Genomic DNA, 19461 nt, shown 5'->3' with positions numbered 1-19461 from the left:
TGATCAGAAGAACTCGTCGAGCAACTGGTGGAACTGCAGCCGCGTGAGGTCCGGCGTGGCGATGCCGTACGCGGCGAAGAAGCGGCCGGCGAGCTCCGGGCCGAATTCGTCCAGGCGGTTGGCCATGATCGCCAAATCCTGGTACGGATCGGCGACCCCGGCGCGGCCGAGATCGATCACGCCGACGACGTGGTCCGGCGCGTCGAGCAGGATGTTGTCCAGCGAATAGTCGCCGTGGCACAGCACGCGTTCGCTGGCCAGCGGCAGCAGCGCGGTCATCGCCTGCCACACCGCGTCCGCCGACCAGCCGGTACGCGCCTCGTCGAAGTCTTCGGTGTCGACCAGGCCCGCCTGCAGCCGGCGCTGCGCGATGGCCAAGCGCAGCGGGTGGCTGGCATCGAACGGGCAACTGGCGATCGGCGTGGCGTGAAAGCCGCGCAGGAACTCGGCCAGCGCCTGCACGATACGCTCGGCCTGTGCGGGTGCTTCCAGCAGCCACTGGTAGGCGGTCTTGCCCGGCAGGGCTTCGCTCAGCAGCCAGGCGCCGGCGGCGTCGGCCTCGAAATGCAGCACGCGCGGCACGCAGCCCGTTGCGCGCAGCCAGTGCAGGCGGGCGAACTCGTCCACCACCTCGTCGTGCGCCTCGCCAGTGCCGCGCTTGAGGTAAAGGTCTGGCGTGCCAACGCCAGCGAGCCGATAGACCTGGGCACCGGCTTCGCCGACCAGATTGCGGTGCCAGTGCAGGCCATGCAGCCGCGCGGACAGCGTCGGCGGCAGCGCCGGTGCGGTGGCGGGAATCTCGTGTGGCGCTGCGTCGTCCATCGGGCCGATCCTAGAGGTTTCGCGATAGCTGAGACGAGGTTGTTGCCGTCGTCGCTGTGCATTCGGCTGGCGACGAAGGCGAGCTTGCTATTCCAGCGTATCGCCTCGGATCCGCCAGAACGCTCGGCGGCGGCCTCGGGAGAGTGGACGCACGCGAACCGGGAAACTTACCGCACCGCGCGCCGCGTGTCGTGCCCAGTGCGATGGCTGCTCGCAACGGTGACCGACGCGGTGGCGCGCGTCCTCCTCACGCCAGGCGGTGTGCCTTGCCACGTGTGTTGCCGCCGCCGGGTGCCTGCGTCGCGAGCGTCTGCCACTCCTGCAGCACCTTCCTGGGGTGTTCGACGCTGAGCAGCAGCCAGCCGCCATCGTGCAGGGGAACGGCCAGCACGCGGTCGCTGGTGATCAGGCAGAACGCCTTGTGCCCGTCGCGGGTCCGGAAGTGGCCGGCGTGGAAACCGGGGTAGCCGAAACCGAACAGCTTCAATGCCGGCTTGAAACCGGTGTGCTCGGACAGCGCGACCACGCGCGCGGCCTGCAGGCGCAGCGCGGCCAGCGGCACGCGCTTGGTCAGGAAGGTCGCGCGTATTTCCACCAGACCGTCGTGCAGCAGCACACGCTGTCGCGCGAAGGTGGCGGTGCCGGCCACGCCGATCAGCGCCAGCAGCCCGAAATGCCACCAAAGCGCGCCGGGCTGCGCCGCGTGCAGCGCGAAGCCGCCGATCACCGCGGCCACCAGCAGCAACGGCAACCACAGCCACAACGCCAGACCCAGCCGATGCGCCGGCGCCACCGGATACTGCCGTGCCGGCGAGGGCGAGGTGGATCGCAGTCGGCTCATGGCGCGGCGCCGTGGCTGGCGGGCAGGGCGCGCACCCAGGCGGCGACATCGGCGATCAAGGTCGGGTCGACGTGGCCGGGCGTCGCGTACTCGCCCGGCCCGGGCGCGCCGGTGCCGGCGATGCCCAGGTGATTGAGTTGCGCGTAGCGGTGCATGGTCGCGCGCAGGTCGTCGGCCAGCGCCTGTTGCCACCGCTGCCAGTCCGGCGCGGTGACCTGGAAATCGCGCTCGCCCTGCAGCCACAGCACCGGCTGCCCGAGCGCGCGGACGTCGGCGACCGGGTCGACCTGGTCGAACGCACGCCAGTAGGTGGCGGGTACGTCCAACGGCGAATCGCTGCGCGCGACCTCGCCACTGCCGCGGACCTTGGCCACGCGGCGCTCGATCTCGGCCAGCGCCGCCTGCCGCTGCGGCGACGGCGGATGTTCCTGGCTCAACAGGTAGCGGTTCTGCTCGATCAGCAGGTCCAGCAACGGCCGCGCCGGCGCCGCCCACAGCACGATGCCGGCGGTCTTGCCGGAGCGGTGTGCGATGCGGGCGGCGAGCATGCCGCCCTGGCTGTGGCCCATCACCACGATCCGCGCAGGGTCGATGCCGGGCGTGCGCGCCAGCGCCGCCACCGCGGCGACGGCGTCGTCGGTGGTCTCGTCGTCCATGGTGAACCCCGCGTTGATGCGCCCGGCAAAGCTCTCCGGCAAGGCGAAGGTCCGCTTGTCGTAGCGCAACACCGCGATGCCCTGCGCGGCGAGCCCGCGGGCGACGTCGAGGAACGGACGGTTCGGGCCGATGGTCTCGTCGCGGTCCTGCGGGCCCGAGCCGTGCACCAGTACCACTGCCGGGAACGGACCCTTGCCCGCCGGCAGGGCAAGCGTGCCCGGCAGTGGACCGACCGCAAACGCCTGTTCGCTGAAGCCGGCGTCGGCTGCGGGCGGCGGAGGCGCCGGCGGCGGTGCGGGGGTGAACAGCAGGCCGGCGACCTTGCCGTCCGCGTCGATCGACACATGCGCCAGCAGTGCGCCGCGCTCGAACTGCAGGCGCTGTTCGATCACGCGCAGCCCGTGCTGCTCGCGTTCGCTGGCCGGGCCGCGCTGCTGCAGCGCGCCCAGTTGTGTGGACAGCGTGCGCCAGGCCTGGGCCAGCTTGTCGGGTGGCACCGCCTTGGCCATCGCCGGGGTGAACTCGGCTTCGACCGCGGCCAGGTCGCCGGCCTGCAGGCGATCCAGCAAGGCGCTGGCGGTCTGTTGCGGCGGCGCCGCCAGCGCCGTGAGCGGCACCAGCAGCGCCGCCAGTGCAGGCGCGAGGAGCCGAGGCCGGCGCATGTCAGGCCTCCCGCTTGAACATCAGCAGCGGCTTGGTGCCTGGCAGCGTGAGCACGCTGACCAGTTCCCAGTCGAGCTTGCCGTGCTTGTTCAGGTCGGCCTGCAACTCGTCCAGTTTCAGGCCCAGCATCAGGTTGGTCTTGGCCTCGACGGTGAGGTATTCCCAGCGCTTGCTCATGATCCGCGTTCCTTGTCGTCGCCGGGCTTGGGCAGCCGGCCCGCCTTGCGCAGCGCGTCGCGCAACACGTATTCGATCTGCGCGTTGAGACTGCGCAGCTCGTCGTCGGCCCAGCGCTGCGCCGCCGCCAGCACGTCGGCGTTGATGCGCAGCGGATAGGCCTTCTTCTCGCTCATGACCGCTCCCGCCGCGCGGCGTCGCTGCGCCGCAGGTGCAGCAGCATCGACACGATCAGCGCGTTCACTGTCAGCAGCAGCACGATCGCCACCGCATAGACGCCGGTGCGCTGGCCGCCGGTCCAGTACAGCGCCGCTGCGCCGAGCAGGATCGCCAGGCCGATCAGCGCCCAGCGCAGGCCCAGCCCGCGCGCGCGGTCGTCGTCCTTGCCGCCGACCCAGGCGGCGATGACCAGGGCCGGCAGGCCGGAGAGGGCGAGCGCCAGCGGCGCGATGGCGGCGTGCATGGACATCGACACCTCAGTACAGCGAGCCGGCGTTGACGATCGGCTGGGTGCCGCGGTCCGAGCACAGCACGGTCAGCAGGTTGCTGACCATGTGCGCCTTGCGCTCTTCGTCCAGCTCGACCACGCCGTTCTTCTGCAGTTCGGCCAGGGCCATCTCGACCATGCCCACCGCGCCGGCGACGATGCGCGTGCGCGCGGCGATCACCGCGTTGGCCTGCTGCCGCTGCAGCATCGCCTGGGCGATTTCCGGAGCGTAGGCGAGGTGGCTGATGCGCGCCTCGATCACGTCCACGCCGGCCTGGGTCAGGCGTTCGTCGAGGTGGCGCTTGAGCTGTTCGCTGATCTCGTTGGGATGGCTGCGCAGCGAGATCTGCCCGTCCTCGTGCTGGTCGTAGGGATAGCTGGTGGCCATCGCACGCAGCGCCGCCTCGGACTGGATGTGCACGAAGCTCTCGTAGTCGTCGACGTTGTAGACCGCCTCGGACGCATCCATCACCTGCCACACGATCACCGCGGCGATCTCGATCGGGCTGCCGTCCAGTTCGTTGACCTTGAGCCGGCCGCTCTCGAAGTTGCGCACGCGCTGGCTGACCTTGCGCTTGCTGAAGAAAGGGTTGTTCCAGCGCAGGCCCGGGTCCTTGACCGTGCCCACGTAGCGGCCGAACAGGCTCAGGACCGCGGCCTGGTTGGGTTCCAGCGAGTACAGGCCGACCACCAGGAACAGCGCGACGGCCAGCACCGGGATCGCGACCAGCAGGGTCCACGGCATCGACGACGGCTGCAGCGCGCCGGTGGCGATGATCGCCCCGGCGCCCGCCACGAACACCAGGACCAGGCCCACGATCATCGGAATGCCGGGCAGGGAGGAACGGGGCTGCTCTTTCATGGTGGCGCGTCCTTGGGTGGTTGGGCGAAACGATATCAAATTGATATCATTTTGCAAGGGGCCGGGATTGGGGATTCGGGAATGGGGAATCGTGGAAGCGGGCCCATGGGGCGGGCGGATCCAAGAGACGTTTTGTGAATCGTCACTCGCCACTCCCGTGGCTGCGCGCGGCACCCGAGAAGAAGGGAGACGAAGTCGCGAGGTAGGGAGAGGCACGCGGCTGCGACCACGGTCGGGATATCGGCTTGGCGGACATAGGCCGATGTACATGCATGGGGCGCGCGCACCACCGCGTCGGCGCCGATGCGGCGCTTTTGCCAATCCCGATTCCCGACTCCCGAATCCCGGCCGCCGCAGGCGGCCACTCAGCCGCCGAGAATCAGCACCGGGCTGCGGAACCCGCTGAGATGGTGAGTGCCGGTGGCGATGTCGCTGCGGTAGCGGCCGGGGACTTCGACCTGGCAGCGTTTGCCGATGCGCACGCCCGGGCCGATGTCCACCTGCCGGCCGAGCGTGGCCTGGGCGCCGACCTGCGCTTCCGCGCCGATCGTCACGCCGGCCTCGATCCACGCCGAGGCGCCGACCTTGACCGCCGATTCCAGCACCGCCGCCGCGCCGATCCAGGTGTTGAAGCCGATGTCGCAGTGCGCATCGACGATGGCGCCGACGCCGATCGCGCAGTTCTCGCCGACGCGCGCGCTGGCGGCGACCTGCGCGCCGCGGCAGAGCAGCGGCGGCATCTTGAAGCCGCGCGCCTTGAGTTCGCCCATCAGCTCCTGGCGACGGAAGTTGAGGAATTGCGCGTCCCAGGCGACGAAGGCAGTGGCGCCGGTGTCGGCCAGCGCCTGCAGCGCATCCAGGTCGAAGCGGTAGTCCTTGCCCTGCGCCACGTCCACCGGGTGCAGCACGCAGTCCGGCGCCGTCTCGGCCCAGGCGGCGAGCGCCCAGCGCAGCCGTGCACCGCTGCCGATCACGTACTTGTCAGAGGACATGGCGGCCCTCCATGACGTCCATGTACCAGCGTTCGATCTGCATGTTGGCGTGCTCGTAATCGCCCAGCACCGCGCGCGGGGCGCCGGCGCGCAGTCCCGACTGCACCTGTTCCATGATCTCGATGTCCTCGCGCAGCACCTTCTCGGCGCCGTGCAGGTGCCCCAGCAGCACCGCGTCCGAACCCGGATAGCGATGCTTCTTGCGCGCGGTGACGTAGTAGACCAGCAGGTCGGTGCGCTGCGCCGACACCGGCTGGTGGTGCTCGATGATGAAGGAATAGCCGCCCGAGCCCGAGGCGATGTGCAGGTTCGGGTACAGCAGCCAGTTCAGATACCAGTCGTCGTTGCCGAAGCGGTCGACGTGGGCGTGCCAGGGGTAGTGCGCCATCGCCAGCAACGGCTCGTTGAGGCCGCCGCTGCTGAACGCGCGCAGCCGCGCCAGATGCGCCTCGCGCGACGCGCTGCCCTCGGCGTGGTAGCGGCGTGCCTCGGCAATGCCGGCGTCGTCCATCTGCACCTGGAACTTCACCTGTTGCGCCAGGGTGCGTGAATGCACGAAACGCGGGTGCAGCGCATCGCGCAGGTTCTCGTAGGCCAGCTTCCAGTTGAAGTCGGCCTCGAAGGTCGCCACCAGCACTTCGTCGTCGAACTGCTCGGAGGCGGCGCGCAGCATCTCCAACGCTTCCAGCGAGAACTGCGTCTCCAGCGGCATCGGCTCGGCCGACAGGTTCACGAACACCAGCTTGCCGATGCAGGCCACGGCGAAGCGGCGCAGCCGCAGGCAGGCGCGTGCCTCCGGAGCCAGGCGGTAGGCATCGTCCTGGAAGGGAATGTTCTCCACGCCGCCGTCGGCGCCGTAGCGCCAGCCGTGGTAGCTGCAGACCAGCGGGCGCACGCCTTGCGGTTGCTGCTGCAGCGGGTTCTGCCGGTGCAGGCACAGGTTGTCGAAGGCACGCAGTTCGCCGTCGATGTTCTGCACCACCACGTCCACGCCGCAGATCGAGCGGCGCACGAAGGCGTTGGGCTTGTCCAGCAGCATGCGCGGCGCCACGAACTGCCACAGCGGCATCATCAGCTGCGTGCGCTCGCGGGCGAACCAGGCCTCGTCGATGTAGGCCTCGGCCGGCATCAGCGACTGCATGGGCGCTCCCCGGCGGTGCGGCAGGGCGTGCCGTGGCGGTTTCCGGCGCTGCGTGCGTGCATGGCGACATCCCCAGTGACGCTGCAGAAGATAGCACCTCGCTACGCGCAGGCGCCTCCGCGCCATTGCTATGGGCATTGCAGAATTGCCGGTACGGCCGCCGCTACGGCAGCAACACGATGGCACCCGTGCTCGCGCGCGATTCCAGCAATCGGTGCGCATCGGCCGCGCGTTCCAGCGGCAGCCGCGCGCCGATCTCGACCCGCAGCCCGTCCGCCAGCCGTTGCAGCGTGGCCTGCGCCGCCGCGCGATAGCCGTCCAGGTCGCGGGCGATGAAGCCCAGCACGCTCGGCCGCGCCAGCGCGATCGAGCGCGCCGGGCCGAGGTCGTCGAGGTCCACGTAATGCCGTGCGCCGACCGCGGCGACCTGGCCGATGCTCGCGACCAGGCCGAACGGGCGCACGGCGCCGAGCGTGCGGGTCAGGACCTCGCCGCCGATGCCGTCGATGGCGTAGTCGACGCCGTCGCCACCGCCGAACGCGCGCGCGGCGGCGACGAAATCCTCCTGCCGGTACTCCACCACCGCCTCGGCGCCATGGCGGCGGGCCAGCTCGGCCTTGGCGGCAGAGCCGACCGTGCCGATCACGCGTGCGCCGAGTGCGCGCGCCCACTGCGTCGCCAGCAGGCCGAGTCCGCCGGCCGCGGCGTGCACCAGTAATGTGTCGCCGGCTGCGACCTGGCGAACGCGATGCAGCAGCATGTGCACGGTGATGCCTTTCAATAGCCCGGCAGCGGCCACCTCGTCGCTCAGCGCGTCGGGGAGGGGCAGCACGCGCGCGGCCGGCAGCGTGCGCAGGCTGGCGTAGCTGCCATTGGGCAGGCCCGCATAGGCGACCCGTTGGCCGGGCGTCAGCGTGCGCACGTCGGGACCCACCGCGTTGATCACCCCGGCCGCCTCGATGCCGAGCGCCTCCGGCAGGTGCGGCAAGGCATGCGCGCCGCTGCGGAAATAGATGTCGACGAAGTTCACGCCGATGGCGGTCTGGCGGACGCGGACCTCGCCAGGGCCGGGCGCGGCGACCGGCGCATCGAGTCGGCGCAGCACGTCGGCATCGCCATAGCGGTCGATGCCGATGCGCAGGGCAGTACGGGAAGGGGACATGGCGGTTTCTCGGGGTGGGGAGGAGGTCACCATCATCCGGCTGTGCATAATTCGGCGGAATTCCCTTCTTTCGCCCAGGCGCTGTGCAAAATTCGACCGACACCAGCCCGCTCCCGGCCGCATCTCCCGCGATGAGCTGGGACGATGTCCGCTACTTCCTGGCCGTCCTGCGCGACGGCAGCCTGTCCTCGGCGGCGCGGACCTTGCGGGTCCAGCACTCGACGGTGGCGCGGCGCATCGACGCGCTGGAGGCGACACTGGGCCTGCGCCTGTTCGACCGCCTGCCGCGCGGCTGGCTGCCGACCGCCGAAGCGCTGCAGTTGGCCGAGCACGGCAGGCGTCTGGAAGCGGAGGCGCATGCCTTCGGCCGTGCCGCGCAGGGCGCCACGACGTTGGAAGGCGTCGTGCGGGTCTCGGCCTCGCCGGTGTTCGCCAGCCACTTCCTGGCGCCGCGCCTGGCCCGCGCCCAGCGTGCCTGGCCGGCGCTGCGCATCGATCTGCTGGGCGAGGCGCAGGCGGCCAACCTGTACGCGCGCGATGCCGATCTGGCGGTGCGGCTGTCGCGGCCGCAGGCGCCGGGACTGGTGGCGCGGCGCATCGGCAGCATGCGCTTCGCGTTGTGCGCGAGCCCGGAGTGGGCCCGCGCGGCGCCTGCCAGTTGGTCATTTGTCGGCTATGACGATGCGCTTGCGCATACCCCGCAGCAGCAATGGCTGCAGCGCTTCGCGGGCGGGCGCCGGTTCGCTTTCGTCGCCAACGATCTGGCCGCGCAACTGCATGCCTGCGCGGCCGGGGCCGGCGTGGCGCTGCTGCCGCGGTTCCTGCTGGAGGCGACCGCGGCGAGCGCCGGCGGGGCGCTGGTCGAACTGCCCGAGGCGCCACGCTGCGACGTCGAGCGCGAGATCTGGCTGGTCGTGCATCCGGACGTGCGCCGCGCGCCGCGCGTGCAGCGGGTCGCCGAGGCCATCGCCGATGCGGTGCAGGCGGCGGACGGGCGGCTTTAGAATAGCCACCCCCTCTTCGCGCAGGCGCCGCCGCCATGGTCACTCTGGGAACCCCGCTGTCCGCTTCCGCCACCCGTGTGCTGCTGCTCGGCTCCGGCGAACTGGGCAAGGAAGTGGCGATCGAACTGCAGCGCTTCGGCGTGGAGGTGATCGCGGTGGACCGCTATGCCGACGCGCCGGCGATGCAGGTCGCGCACCGCAGCCACGTGGTCGACATGCTCGATGCGATGGCGCTGCGGGAGTTGATCGCGCGCGAGCAGCCGCACCTGATCGTGCCGGAGATCGAGGCTATCCACACCGAGACGCTGGTGGCGCTGGAGCGCGACCTCGGCCAGCGGGTGATTCCGACCGCGCGCGCGGCGCGGCTGACCATGGACCGCGAAGGCATCCGCCGCCTGGCCGCCGAGACCCTGGGCCTGCCGACCTCGCCGTACCGTTTCGTCGACACGCCCGAGCAATATCGCGAAGCGATCGCCGCGGTCGGACTGCCGTGCGTGGTCAAGCCGGTGATGTCGTCCTCGGGCAAGGGCCAGAGCACGCTGCGCAGCGCCGCCGACATCGATGCGGCCTGGGAATACGCGCAGACTGGCGGCCGCGCCGGCGCCGGCCGCTGCATCGTCGAAGGCTTCATCGACTTCGACTACGAGATCACCCTGCTGACCGTGCGCCATGCCGGCGGCACCGCGTTCTGCGATCCGATCGGGCACTGGCAGAAGGACGGCGACTACCGCGAGAGCTGGCAGCCGCAGCCGATGTCGGCGCTGGCGCTGCAGCGGGCGCAGGACATCGCCCGCGCGGTCACCGACGATCTCGGCGGCTGGGGCCTGTTCGGCGTGGAGCTGTTCGTCAAGGGCGACGAGGTCTGGTTCAGCGAGGTGTCGCCGCGGCCGCACGACACCGGCCTGGTCACCCTGGTGTCGCAGGAACTGAGCGAGTTCGCCCTGCATGCGCGCGCGATCCTCGGCCTGCCGATCCCGGCGATCCGCCAGAGTGGCCCGTCGGCCTCGTGCGCGCTGCTGGCGCACGGCGAGGGCGTGCCGCGCTTCGGCAACGTCGGCGCCGCGCTGCAGGCGCCCGACACCGCCCTGCGCCTGTTCGGCAAGCCCAGCGTGCACGGCCACCGCCGCGTCGGCGTGACCCTGGCCCGCGGCGCCGATATCGAGCAGGCGCGCCAGACCGCCCGCGACGCCGCCGCCGCCCTCACCATCGACCTCGACGCCTGAAGATTCGGGCACAGGAAAGCGGGCCGCAAGGCGAGCCCGCTTTCATCCCCACTCCCGAATCCCCACTCCCGGCCCCTCAAGCCGGCGGCGCGAACCGTGCCGCTGCCAGGCGGATGCTCCAGACCAGTTCCACCATCGCCAGGTTGTTGAGCAGCGCCTCGCCGCCCAGCACCAGCCAGTAGCCGGCGCCGTCGACCCAGAACGGGACGAACGACCAATCCGGCAGCAACAACTGCTGCTCGCTGTAGAACGCCACGTAGCGGTGCGCGCCGTGCCAGCCGCGCGCGCGCTGGCGCTGGGCGAAGCTTGCGAAGTCGGCCGCGGCCGCGCTCAGCGTCTCGGCCTGTTCCTGGTCCAGGCCGGCATGGCCGAGGCAGAAGCCGCTGTCGGAGGCCAGCACCGCGCGGCGTTCGGCCGACAGCGGGGCGATCACGTGCTGGGCGAAATCGTCCAGGCGGATTTCCGGGCCTGGCACCGCGCGTCGCAGCAACTGCACCCACTGCTGTTCGCGCGCGTCCTGCAGCAGGCGCTGCGCGTCGCCGCCCACGCGCTGGCGCCATTCCTGCAGCGACAGCGCGCCGTGCGCGCCAAGCAGCAGTTGCAGCGCGCGCTGCATGCGGTCGGGCGTGGCGCTGGCGAAGCCGTGCAGCACGCCGTACGGAGTCGGCATCAGCCAGGTCGGTTCGAGGCTGGTCGGTTCGGGGGTGGTCATCGCGGCGCACTCGCGCTGGAAAAGGACAGGGCGTCGACGCTGCGGCCGCCCAGCGGTTCGCGCTGCTGCAGCCAGCGCGCGGTGCTGTCCCAGCGGTCGCCCAGGGCCAGCGCGTGGCGGCGCAGTTCGCGGGTGGCGAGCATGAAGGCGAGCTTGTCCTGGCAACTGATGCAGTAGTCCAGGAACTCGCGTTCGCAGCGCGCCGCGGCGATCGGTGCGCCATCGCACAGCGCGTCCACCACCTCGCGCACCATTCGCCGCGAATGGTCCGGGCTGGCCCGGCGCACTCGCGCCGGCACGTCGGCGGACGGCCGCGCCAGCACGCTCCAGCGCGTGGCCAGGGCATTGATCGGCAGCAGCGCGTGGCCCTGGCTATGGCGCTGGAATGCCTCGGCCACGTGCGGCGCCAGATGCGCCGCGGCCATCTGCAGCGCCAGCTGGCGCAGGGCGACGTCGTGCCGCGGCAGGGCGACGAACAGGTCGGCGAGCACGCCCTGGGTCGGTTCGTTGTCGTGCAGTTGCAGCGCGGCGTGCAGTCGCGCCAGGTGTGCGGCGGCATCGCGCGGGTCGCGCAGCAGGGCGCGGGCGTGGGTGCGCATCACCAGGCGTGCGGGATCGCGGGCGGAAGGCGTGGGCATGGCCGCATCAGTCCAGCAAGGTGTCGATCAGGTCGATCATGAATTCCGCGTCCTCCGCAGCCATCGCCTCGAAGCCGCGCTCCAGGCCCAGCGCGTCCAGCACCGCCTGGTCGTCGCGGTGCGCGGCATCCCCGAGCGTGAGCAATGCGTCGCGCAGCACCGGTAGTTGCTGGCCCAGGCGCGGATGCGCCAGCAGCACGTGGCCGATGTCGCACAGCGCGCTTTCCACCAGCGGACGCAGCCGTGCGCGGGTCAGCCGCGACAGGCCGTGGTAGGCGGTGGCCAGGAACAGGCCGGCATCGGCTTCGCCCTCCAGCAGCAGTCGCGCCACCGCGGCATAGCTGCTGGCCGGGCGCCAGGCGATGCGCTCCGGCTCCAGGTCGGCCGGTTCCAGCAGGCGCAGGCCGATCAGGCGCACGTCCTGGTTGGCGGTCAGCGCGATACGGCAGCCGTAGGGCAGGTCTTCCACGCACCGCGCGGGCGCTTCGGCCGCGGTCGCGATCACCACCTCGTCGGCGTGGCCGCGCGGCCGCGCCAGCGGCAGGTAGCCGCGTTCGCGGATCAAGGCGCTGGCGTCGAAGGGGCTGGCGTACACCAGGTCGACGACGCTGTCGTCCAGCAACTGCCGCTGTTCGGCGGCGTCGGCCGGCATCAGCAAGCGCAGGCCGATGCCGGCACGGCGTTGCAGTACGGTGCTGAGCAGGTACCAGCCGCCGAAGTATTCGGGCGCGAAGTCCGGCGCGACCAGGAACGTGCAGCTCATGCCGGGGCCTGCGCGCGTTCGTCCTGCAGCCATTGCGTGTACAGCGGCTGCAGCGCGTCGATGCGCCGCCGCGAAGGCTTGCGCCGCACCGAGGTGAAGCCGACCACGCGGCCGTCGCGCACGTTCGGCAGCGTGGTGGCGTAGACCCAGTAGCAGGCGCCGTCGCGGCGCAGGTTCTTGACGTAGCCGTGCCACTTCTCGCCGGCCAGCACGGTGTCCCACAGTTCGCGGAACGCGCGCCGCGGCATCTCCGGGTGGCGCAGGATGCAGTGCGGCGCACCGATCAGCACCTCGCGCGGCCAGCCGCTGAGTTCGACGAAGGCATCGTTGGCGTGAGTGATGACGCCGTCCAGGTCGGTGCGCGAGACGATCAGGCGCCCGTCCGGATAGGCCACCTCGCGTTCGCTCCAGTACACCGTGCGGCGGCTGCCGTCGTGGTAGCGCAGCTCGGCGCTGCGGTGCGGTTCGTGCGGCGCTTGCATCGGCGGCAGCGGCATGGCGGCCCCCTACAGGATCTGCTGCAGCGCCTGTGCGGCGCGCTTGATGTCCAGGAATACCAGGCCCAGCCTGGCACTGGGCTTGGCCAGCACGGTGAGCACCGCCTCGCGGCCGGCCGCACTCATGATCACGTAGCCCGACTCGCCCTGGATCAGCACCCGCTCCAGCGCGCCGCGCGCCAGTTCGCGCGCGCTGCGCTCGCCCAGCGCGAGCAGCGCCGCGGACATCGCGCCGACGCGGTCCTCGTCCATGCCCTGCGGCATCGCCGAGGCGATCATCAGCCCGTCCAGGGAGATCAGCGCCGAAGCCTCGATATCGGCGGTGGCGCCGTTGAGCCCCTCCAGCGCCTGTTGCAATTGTTGCGTTCGCATGCTCGCCTTCCGCTTGCGCATCCCGACCGGGTGCGGGAGGCATTGGACCGCGTCGGCGCGGTGTTGCCCTTGATCTGGATCAAGGCCGATGGCGGTGCTCGGCGCGGCAGTCGCGCGAACGGCGCGGGCTGGCCGTGGAAAGGCGTCGCTGCCGAAGGCGGTGGAGGCACGCGTGGCGGGCTGAAGCCCCTCCCACAACGGCGCCGGCCATTGCGACGACTGTCGCGTGCTGCGCGGCAGGCGGTCACGGGCAACGCGGGCAATGGTCTGCCAGAAACAACGCGGCGGCCCATGGAGCCGCCGGTGGTGTGCTGCACGGGCCGCGTCGCGACCTGCGCTGTGTTCTTCGTCCGCGCTTACGGTCCTGCGGCGACGTCGACCCAGACCAGATGGTGGTCGCTGCCGTCGGCGATGGCCGCGGAGGGATCATTGGATGCCGGCCAGAACACGCCGCTGTCCAGGTAGCGGAAGTTGCGCGACGGCAGCACGTAATCCAGGCGCATGGTGCCGGCCTTGGGGCCGAAATCGCCGGTGACCTGCTGCGGCGGACCGCGATGGGCGATGCCGGTGGCCGCATACGCGCGCGTGGTCTCTTCGCCGCCGGCGCTGTGTGGGGTCGGGTACTGCAGCACGCGCGGATGCGTCACCAGGGCGCGGATCGCGTCGTGGCGGCCGTCGCCATCGATCACGTCGTTGTTGAGGTCGCCGAGCATCACGAACTGCGCATCGGCGGCCAGTCCGCCGCAGCGGCCGGCGTCGTCGCACAGCCAGCGCGCCTTGCCGCTGCCGGCATCGTCCAGGTACTCGCGCCACAGCCGCAGTTCGTCGTGGTTGCGTGCGGAGTTGCGCTTCTCGGCGCCGTCGAACACCGGCGGGGTCGGATGCGACACCAGCGCATGCAGCACGCCCAGCGGGGTGCGCACCGGCACGTCCCAATGCGACTTCGACGACAGCCGCAGCTGCGCCCACACCGCGTCGCTATGGAAGAAGCGGCCGGTGGCCGGATCGACCGGGCGCAGCGCGTCGGGCATCGCGCTCCACTTCAGCAGGCGGAAGCTGCGCACCGCCTTGCTGTCGATCGGGTATCGGGACAGCAGCAGCATGCCGTACTGGCCGGGATGCAGGCCGTAGCCCCAGGCATCGTTGCCGAACGCACGCCCTTGGCCGCCGACGTGGCCGTCGTTGTCCAGGTCCAGGCCGCTGGGCACGCCGGTATTGACCGGCGCCAGGTAGCGGTAGGGATAGCGCAGCGCCGCGCCGCCGTGCGGCTGCGGCACCGCCAGGTAGCGCTGCTCGAACAGGTCGGCGGCGCGATGCGCGTCGTCGTAGTCGAACTCGTTGAGCAGCACAACGTCCGGGCGCACCTGCTGCAGCACCGCGGCGATCTTGCGCGCCTGCGCGCTGTCGCCCTGCAGTGCGGCGATCAGCCCGCCGGCTTCGTCGGCATTGAGCGAGGTGTTGTAAGTGGCCAACCGCAGCCTTTTGGCGGCAGGCGCGGCGGCGTCGGTCATCGGGCGGGAAGTGGGGGCGGTGTGCGCGCAGGCACCGCACAGCAGGATCAGGGCGAGCAGGAGGAGGCGTGATGTCATGCGCCAAGTTTCGCATGCGCTGCATGTCCGCACGATGGCGCGACGACGCGCGGCGGCACGGTTCGGCAACGCGATGCCAGCCGCTCCGGTCAGCCGCCGAGCTGGCGCAGGTAGTCGTCGAAGTCGCGCCAGTGGCGACCGTCGTAGGCCTGCAGCGGCCGGAAGCGGCGCTTGTAGTCCATCTTCTGGTGGCCGCGGATCCAGTAGCCCAGATACAGATGGCCCAGGCCTTCGCGTCGCGCCCAGGCGATCTGCTGCAGGATCGCCAGCGTGCCCAGGCCGCGCGCGCCGGCGTCCGGGTCGTAGAAGGTGTAGACCGCCGACAGCGCCTGCGCGGCGATGTCGGTGACCGCCACCGCCAGCAGCGGACCGCGCCGCCCATCGGGCATGCGTTGCCGCAGCTCCAGGAAGCGCCCATGCGACCAGTGGCCGATCAGGAACTGGTCGAACTCGTGCGCGCCGTGATCGTCCATGCCGCCACCGGGGTGGCGATGGCGCAGGTAGCGTTGATACAGCGCCAGCTGTTCCTCGCTGCGCTCGGCGGCGACGATGCGCACCTCGACATCGGCATTGCGCGCCAGGCAGCGGCGCTGGCTGCGATCGGGCACGAAGTCCTGGATCGGGATGCGCACCGCCACGCAAGCGCGGCAGTGGTCGCAGTGTGGGCGATAGACCAGATCGCCGGAGCGGCGGAAGCCCCAGCTCAACGCCAGCGGATACAGCGCGCCCAGACGCGGATCGTGCGGATCCAGCACCAGGTCGCGGGCCTGCCGCTCGGGCCAGTAACCGCACGCGTGCTGGCCGGTCTGGAACAGCCGCAGGTCGTCGCTGGCGTCGGAATGGATGGCCATGCGTCGAGCATAGCGCTTCGCCATCGCAGGGGCCGCGACTGTCCCGTCCATGAATACGCCCGGCGGCGGGTCAACCGCGGCGGCGACGGGGCGTTGTCAGCAGGGAAGGCGCCGCGGTGCCGGCCCGTGCTGCGGGCCGCTTGCGGCGCCGGACGCCTGCCGTCCCGGCAGGTGCCTCATCATCCTCAGGGAGTGACCCATGAAGTCTCGCAACCCGCTGCTCGCCCTGGCCGTGCTGGCCGTCCTGTCCGGTGCCGCCTACGCCGTTCCGCCGCCGCCGGCCGATCCTGCTGCGCCCGCCGATGCCGGCGGCATCGCCGCGCTCGACAAGAACGGCGACGGCGTCATCGACCGCAGCGAGGCCGCCGCCGATCCGCGCCTGGCCGAACATTTCGACGCGATGGACAAGAACCACGACGGCAAGCTCAGCCGCGACGAGTGGCCGCGGCACGGCCGCCATGGCGGCCCGGGTGGACACGGCGTGCCCGGCGCGATGATGGCCAAGCTGGACACCAACAAGGATGGCCGCATCAGCCGCGCCGAGGCGCAAGCCGATCCGAAGCTCGCCGCGCGCTTCGACAAGATGGACGTGAACAAGGACGGCTACATCGACCGGGCCGACTTCGAGCTGCGCGCCAAGCAGCATCGCGATGCCTGGTTCACCGCCGCCGATACCAACAAGGACGGCATGCTCAGCCGCGCCGAGTTCGATGCGGCGCAGGCCAAGCGCTGGGCGCATCGCCCGGGTGGGCAGCGCGGTGGCGACGCGCCGGCGCCGATGCCGACGCCGGACAGCAACTGAGTCATCCGCCGCGGCCGTGGCCGCGGCGTCATTGCACCAAGGCGCCGATCGACAGCGCCCCTGCGCCTTTCGCGCAGGGGCGTTTTTTGTTTTCTATGAGGACGAAACCTGCTGTCGTGTGCTGGGCGGTGCGGCGGCAGGTACAGCGCGGGACGTGCGTGGCCGTGCGGCACTCGTCGACCTGGTCGCGGCCGGTTGCGATGTCCGGCATCCGCTACGGCGAGCACCGCGTGCAGGCTGCGATCGCGGTACCGATGGACACGGTGCCGATCGGATTGCCGTCGCCGCGCCTGGTGCCGCACCGTCGCGCAAGGACGATCGTCGGCAGGACGTCATCGCTGCGGACGATGTCCACCGCATGCGCGGCCGCTCGCTCCGCCAGGCTCAGTTGCCGCGCGGCGCCGGCTGCACGCGCACGCGCACTTCGTCGCTGCCGATGTCCTGTGCCGGGGGCGTGGCCGGCTGCGTCGCGGGGGCCTGCGCCGGCGCGGCGGTCGGCGCGCGGTTGTCGCGATGGCGCAGCACCGTGATCAGGGCCACTGCACCGATCGCCAGCAGCAAGGCGATGCGGATACGCCAGGCCCAGCGCTTGCCGGTGTCCGCGTCCACCTGCGAGCGGAACTCGCTCAGATAGGGCGCACGGCCCTGTTCCGGGTCGCGGCGGGTACTGTCGAGCAGGCCGGCGTCGCGCAGCAGTTCGCGTGCGCGCGGCTGGTCGTCGGCATGCACTACCCACACCGTGGGCTGGGCCTGCGCCGCCACCGGATCCAGATAGCTGAACTGGCCGCTGCGGCGAGTCCGGTAGGAGCGGCCGTTGCTCAGGCGCACGTCGATGCCGGCGTCGCGCAGCAGGGCGGCGACGCCTTCTGCGGTTTCCACGCGTTGGCTGCTGAAGATCTGACGCATGTTCCTGTCCTCAGCGCTTTGCCGGCACTTGCGCCGCGGCGTCGGCGTCGGGGACCACGCGGATCAGGCCTTCCTGCGCGGTGCTGGCCACCAGGATGCCGTCGCGGGTGAAGAACTGCCCGCGCGCCAGGCCGCGCGCACCCTGCGCGCTGGGGCTGTCCAGCGAATACAGCAGCCAGTCGTCGGCGCGGAACGGGCGGTGGAACCACAGCGCATGGTCGAGCGAGGCCATCTGCACGTTCGGCGTGTAGTAGCTGATGCCGTGCGGGAACGTGGCGGTGCCGAGCAGGTGGAAGTCGGAGGCGTAGGCGAGCAACGCCTGGTGCAGCTCCGGCGCATCGCCGACCGGCTCGCTCAGGCGCAGCCACATCTGCTGGAACGGCGGACGCTTGGGCGGATTCAGTTCGTCGCGCGGATACACGTGGCGGAACTCGAACGGGCCGCCGCGCGAGAGCCAGCGCTGCACCTTGGTCGGCAGCGTCGCCAGCACTTCCGGGCGCGCCGCCGGGGTCGGTTCGATGTCTTCCGGCTGCGGCACTTCCGGCATCTTCAACTGGTGCGTGGCGCCGTCCTCCTGTTCCTGGAACGAGGCTGCGCAGAAGAAGATCACCTTGCCGTGCTGGATCGCGGTGACCCGGCGCACCGAGAAGCTGCCGCCGTCGCGGGTGCGGTCCACGTCGTAGACGATGGGGTGCTCGATGTCGCCGGCGCGCAGGAAATAGGCGTGCAGCGAATGCACGCGGCGCGCGTTCTCCACCGTGGCCTGCGCCGCCGACAGCGCCTGGCCCAGCACCTGGCCGCCGAACACGTACTTGGTGCCGATGTCGCGGCTCTGGCCACGGAACAGGTTGTCCTCCAGCCGCTCCAGCGACAGCAGCTCGATCAGTTCGGAGACGACGGGGGCGGGCTTGGCGGACAAGAGGCGGGGCCTGGCGACGGACGTGCGCCGATTATAGCGGGCCGTCCGCGCCCGCCCGCGCGCCGGCGCCGCTCAGCCCTTGCCCAGCCGCGCCGCCAGTGCGCGCAGCGCGGCCTGGGTGTCCGGCGCCTGCCAGTCGTCGATCAGCCGCTCCAGCCCGATGTGCTCGTCGGCCAGCGCCACGCGCAGGTCGGCGCGGGCGATGGCACGGGTCTGCAGCATCGGCTGCCGCGGCCGCTTCAGCAATTCCAGCAGCCAGGCCAGCGCACGTGCCACCACCAGGTCGGCGTCGACCAGTTCGTCGACCAGGCCGATCTCCAGCGCGCGCTCGGCACTGACCAGGTCGCCGCCCACAATCAGGCGCTCGGCGCGATGCGCGCCGACCACCCGCCGCAGCAGGCGCTGGATGCCTTCGGGGGCGACCAGGCCGACCTGGGTCTCGTTCAGGCCGATCTGCAGCGGATGCGCCGCATCGGGGCTGCGCGCCATCACCCGGTAGTCGCAGCACAGCGCCAGTACGCAGCCGCCGGCCGGGGCGTGGCCGGTCAGCGCCGCCACCACCGGGATCGGGCTGGCGGCCAAGGCACGCGCCGCGCCGAAGAACTGCTGCCAGCTGCCGAGCAGCTTGGCGCGGTCGTCGCCGTGGCTGAGCAGGTGCGGCACGTCCATGCCGGCGGAGAACAGGCGTTCGTTGCCCGACAGCACGATGCCGTGCGCGCCGTCGGCACCGGCCTGCTCGATCGCCTGGATCAGGTGCCGGCACAGCTCGGTGTCCAGCGCATTGACCGGCGGCCGCGCCAGGCGCAGTTCGCGGATGGGGCCGTGGTTGATCACGTCGATGAGCGTCGTCATGCTGCGGTCTGCTTTCGAAGAAGGAACCTCGGCGATGATAACCAAACCATTCGCTGGCGTATTGTTCGTGCTGTGCGTGGCCGCCGCCTCGGCGTCGGCCGCGCAACCGGCCTGCCTCACCCTGGAGCAGGGCTGGGTGCGGTTGCCGCCGAATCCGGCGATGCCGATGACCGCCGGCTACGGCGTGCTCCACAACGGCTGCGGCAAGCCGGTCACGGTCACCGGCGCCAGCAGTTCGAGCTTCGGCGATGTGTCGCTGCACGAGACCACGGTCGTCGCCGGCGTCAGCCGGATGCGCGCGGTCGAGCGGGTGCCGCTGGCGCCCGGCGCGCGCGTCGAACTCAAGCCCGGCGGTATGCACCTGATGCTGATGCAGGGCAAGGGCGCGCTGAGCGAAGGCCAGGCCGTGCCGCTGCAGTTGCAACTGGAAGACGGCGGCAAGGCCGATGCGACGCTGACGGTGCGCAAGCAGGCGATGTAAGAAGCAGTTTCCTTGGTACTTCGTAGGAGCGGCTTCAGCCGCGACAGG

Annotated in this window: 24 protein-coding genes; 4 read left to right on the top strand and 20 right to left on the bottom strand. The window is 71.1% G+C overall.

What is annotated here, in order from left to right; all coding sequences use genetic code 11:
- Positions 1-3: 3 nt before the first annotated feature.
- From GGR64_RS03655 to GGR64_RS03610, 10 genes are all read right to left on the bottom strand, one after another.
- A complete protein-coding gene (locus GGR64_RS03655; RefSeq protein WP_184643987.1) occupies positions 4-822 on the bottom strand; it encodes an APH(3') family aminoglycoside O-phosphotransferase in 819 nt (272 codons plus the stop codon).
- Positions 823-1069: 247 nt separating this feature from the next.
- On the bottom strand, positions 1070-1663 hold the full coding sequence (locus GGR64_RS03650; RefSeq protein WP_260302721.1) for a PH domain-containing protein: 594 nt from the start codon (positions 1661-1663) through the stop codon (positions 1070-1072).
- On the bottom strand, positions 1660-2982 hold the full coding sequence (locus tag GGR64_RS03645) for an alpha/beta fold hydrolase (protein ID WP_184643985.1): 1323 nt from the start codon (positions 2980-2982) through the stop codon (positions 1660-1662). Before GGR64_RS03645 ends, GGR64_RS03650 begins: the two co-directional genes overlap by 4 nt.
- A 1-nt stretch (position 2983) precedes the next feature.
- Positions 2984-3160, bottom strand: coding sequence for a DUF4177 domain-containing protein (locus GGR64_RS03640; protein ID WP_184643983.1), 177 nt, complete (start codon positions 3158-3160; stop codon positions 2984-2986).
- Positions 3157-3336 carry an Arc family DNA binding domain-containing protein gene (locus GGR64_RS03635; RefSeq protein WP_160964371.1) on the bottom strand — a complete coding sequence of 60 codons (180 nt, stop codon included), beginning with the start codon at positions 3334-3336 and terminating at the stop codon, positions 3157-3159. The genes GGR64_RS03640 and GGR64_RS03635 overlap by 4 nt, the downstream gene beginning before the upstream one ends.
- Positions 3333-3623 carry a hypothetical protein gene (locus GGR64_RS03630; protein WP_184644301.1) on the bottom strand — a complete coding sequence of 97 codons (291 nt, stop codon included), beginning with the start codon at positions 3621-3623 and terminating at the stop codon, positions 3333-3335. The genes GGR64_RS03635 and GGR64_RS03630 overlap by 4 nt, the downstream gene beginning before the upstream one ends.
- Before the next feature lie 13 nt (positions 3624-3636).
- Positions 3637-4509, bottom strand: a complete 873-nt coding sequence (locus GGR64_RS03625; protein WP_160964372.1) for an SPFH domain-containing protein — start codon at positions 4507-4509, stop codon at positions 3637-3639.
- 365 nt (positions 4510-4874) lie between these two features.
- Complete coding sequence (locus tag GGR64_RS03620; protein WP_184643981.1) at positions 4875-5501, bottom strand: DapH/DapD/GlmU-related protein; 627 nt, start codon at positions 5499-5501, stop codon at positions 4875-4877.
- Positions 5491-6642 (bottom strand): Rieske 2Fe-2S domain-containing protein, encoded by a 1152-nt coding sequence (locus GGR64_RS03615; protein ID WP_184643979.1) that lies wholly within the window; start codon positions 6640-6642, stop codon positions 5491-5493. The genes GGR64_RS03620 and GGR64_RS03615 overlap by 11 nt, the downstream gene beginning before the upstream one ends.
- A gap of 163 nt (positions 6643-6805) precedes the next feature.
- Positions 6806-7804: a quinone oxidoreductase gene (locus GGR64_RS03610; RefSeq protein ID WP_184643977.1), complete on the bottom strand. Its 999-nt coding sequence runs from the start codon at positions 7802-7804 to the stop codon at positions 6806-6808.
- A 131-nt stretch (positions 7805-7935) separates the two neighbouring features.
- Here GGR64_RS03610 and GGR64_RS03605 point away from each other — a divergent pair, with 131 nt between their 5' ends.
- Positions 7936-8808, top strand: a complete 873-nt coding sequence (locus GGR64_RS03605) for a LysR family transcriptional regulator (RefSeq protein ID WP_160964376.1) — start codon at positions 7936-7938, stop codon at positions 8806-8808.
- Positions 8809-8843: 35 nt separating this feature from the next.
- Positions 8844-10031, top strand: a complete 1188-nt coding sequence (gene purT, locus GGR64_RS03600) for a formate-dependent phosphoribosylglycinamide formyltransferase (protein ID WP_184643975.1) — start codon at positions 8844-8846, stop codon at positions 10029-10031.
- A gap of 76 nt (positions 10032-10107) precedes the next feature.
- Here purT and GGR64_RS03595 read toward each other — a convergent pair whose 3' ends face one another.
- The 7 genes from GGR64_RS03595 to GGR64_RS03565 all read right to left on the bottom strand — a co-directional run bounded on the left by GGR64_RS03595 (position 10108) and on the right by GGR64_RS03565 (position 15453).
- Positions 10108-10743, bottom strand: a complete 636-nt coding sequence (locus tag GGR64_RS03595) for a hypothetical protein (RefSeq protein WP_184643973.1) — start codon at positions 10741-10743, stop codon at positions 10108-10110.
- Positions 10740-11381, bottom strand: coding sequence for a hypothetical protein (locus tag GGR64_RS03590; RefSeq protein ID WP_255421655.1), 642 nt, complete (start codon positions 11379-11381; stop codon positions 10740-10742). Before GGR64_RS03590 ends, GGR64_RS03595 begins: the two co-directional genes overlap by 4 nt.
- 7 nt (positions 11382-11388) lie before the next feature.
- Positions 11389-12144, bottom strand: coding sequence for a PhnD/SsuA/transferrin family substrate-binding protein (locus tag GGR64_RS03585; protein ID WP_184643971.1), 756 nt, complete (start codon positions 12142-12144; stop codon positions 11389-11391).
- The gene (locus GGR64_RS03580; RefSeq protein WP_184643969.1) at positions 12141-12641 is read right to left on the bottom strand and encodes a PAS domain-containing protein; all 501 of its coding nucleotides are present in this window, start codon (positions 12639-12641) and stop codon (positions 12141-12143) included. The genes GGR64_RS03585 and GGR64_RS03580 overlap by 4 nt, the downstream gene beginning before the upstream one ends.
- Positions 12642-12650: 9 nt before the next feature.
- Complete coding sequence (locus tag GGR64_RS03575) at positions 12651-13034, bottom strand: roadblock/LC7 domain-containing protein (RefSeq protein ID WP_202405153.1); 384 nt, start codon at positions 13032-13034, stop codon at positions 12651-12653.
- Between the two features lie 335 nt (positions 13035-13369).
- Entirely contained in the window at positions 13370-14602 is a 1233-nt protein-coding gene (locus GGR64_RS03570) for an endonuclease/exonuclease/phosphatase family protein (protein ID WP_184643967.1), read from the bottom strand.
- Between the two features lie 89 nt (positions 14603-14691).
- Complete coding sequence (locus GGR64_RS03565; protein ID WP_167087340.1) at positions 14692-15453, bottom strand: arginyltransferase; 762 nt, start codon at positions 15451-15453, stop codon at positions 14692-14694.
- Between the two features lie 199 nt (positions 15454-15652).
- On the opposite strand from GGR64_RS03565, the gene GGR64_RS03560 reads away from it, so the two are divergent.
- Entirely contained in the window at positions 15653-16255 is a 603-nt protein-coding gene (locus GGR64_RS03560) for an EF-hand domain-containing protein (RefSeq protein WP_167087342.1), read from the top strand.
- 384 nt (positions 16256-16639) lie between these two features.
- Here GGR64_RS03560 and GGR64_RS03555 read toward each other — a convergent pair whose 3' ends face one another.
- The 3 genes from GGR64_RS03555 to GGR64_RS03545 all read right to left on the bottom strand — a co-directional run bounded on the left by GGR64_RS03555 (position 16640) and on the right by GGR64_RS03545 (position 18932).
- The gene (locus GGR64_RS03555; protein WP_184448155.1) at positions 16640-17161 is read right to left on the bottom strand and encodes a DUF2007 domain-containing protein; all 522 of its coding nucleotides are present in this window, start codon (positions 17159-17161) and stop codon (positions 16640-16642) included.
- A 10-nt stretch (positions 17162-17171) separates the two neighbouring features.
- Positions 17172-18080, bottom strand: a complete 909-nt coding sequence (gene tesB / locus GGR64_RS03550) for an acyl-CoA thioesterase II (RefSeq protein WP_167087348.1) — start codon at positions 18078-18080, stop codon at positions 17172-17174.
- 72 nt (positions 18081-18152) lie between these two features.
- Positions 18153-18932 carry an enoyl-CoA hydratase/isomerase family protein gene (locus tag GGR64_RS03545; RefSeq protein ID WP_167087350.1) on the bottom strand — a complete coding sequence of 260 codons (780 nt, stop codon included), beginning with the start codon at positions 18930-18932 and terminating at the stop codon, positions 18153-18155.
- Between the two features lie 34 nt (positions 18933-18966).
- On the opposite strand from GGR64_RS03545, the gene GGR64_RS03540 reads away from it, so the two are divergent.
- Positions 18967-19413 carry a copper chaperone PCu(A)C gene (locus tag GGR64_RS03540; RefSeq protein ID WP_184643965.1) on the top strand — a complete coding sequence of 149 codons (447 nt, stop codon included), beginning with the start codon at positions 18967-18969 and terminating at the stop codon, positions 19411-19413.
- Positions 19414-19461: the final 48 nt, after the last annotated feature.

This window comes from Xanthomonas sp. 3307, assembly GCF_014199735.1.
GTDB classification, from domain to species: domain Bacteria; phylum Pseudomonadota; class Gammaproteobacteria; order Xanthomonadales; family Xanthomonadaceae; genus Xanthomonas_A; species Xanthomonas_A rydalmerensis.
This window is presented reverse-complemented; position numbering and strand designations above follow the sequence as displayed.